1 pseudogene is annotated in these 793 nt (G+C 44.0%); it reads left to right on the top strand.

The window, feature by feature from the left end:
• Positions 1–312: pseudogene (locus IR141_RS12625) on the top strand (transposase); the annotation flags it as partial.
• Positions 313–793 lie beyond the last annotated feature (481 nt).

Raw genomic sequence — 793 nt, 5'->3', positions numbered from 1 at the left:
TGTTGCCTGTTATTGCGAAGAAAATCATGCCGGACAGTGTGGTGTATACCGACAGTTTAAGCAGCGATGATGTCCCGGATGTCGGCGGTTTTCACCACCATAGGATTAACCACGGCAAGACATTTGCCCGGAGGCAAAACTACATCAACGGTATTGGGAATTTTTGGAATCAAACCCAGCGTGTGCTGCGCAAATACAACGGAATCGACCGGAAGTCTTTTCCCCCTATTCTTGAAAGAATGCGGGTTTCGTTTTAACTTTGGCACACCAAGTGAGCAGTTGAAAATCTTGCGGGATTGGTGTGGTATTTAGGGCTAAGCTACTTCAGCTCCTTAAGAAAAGGAGAATATCGACCATGATGTTTTTTCGGTATTTGTTTATCCGATAAACAACATGATGCTGTACCTTGCAGAAAGAGCTAGGTAATCTCGGTGCATAGTTTCGGCAGGCGCAAAAAATTCTGCTCTTGTATAGCAGGATTTGAAACCATGTTGTACCGTGTGAAATAAAATCAAAAACGGCTTATTTCACAAAACACGCCGATTTATCGCGTGCAGCTTAATAATATGAAACCAAGTGAGATAAATATATAGTGGTCTGTGAGATAAATGGGATTAGGCGGGACTGGTTGGGTTGATGTGGGATGGCGGATTTGTAATGCTGTTTCACACAGTGAAATAAAAATGAACGGGCTGATTTGGCCCGTTTTTTGATGCTCACAATCCTTTGCTGAGGGATTTTAGGGCGATGTCGAGCAGGGCAGACTCTGCTCCTTTTTGCAGTTGTCCTGCTC

The organism is Neisseria sp. 19428wB4_WF04 (assembly GCF_015235335.1).
GTDB lineage: Bacteria > Pseudomonadota > Gammaproteobacteria > Burkholderiales > Neisseriaceae > Neisseria > Neisseria musculi.
Note: the sequence above shows the minus strand (reverse complement) of the source record. Positions and strands in the feature narration are given on the sequence as shown.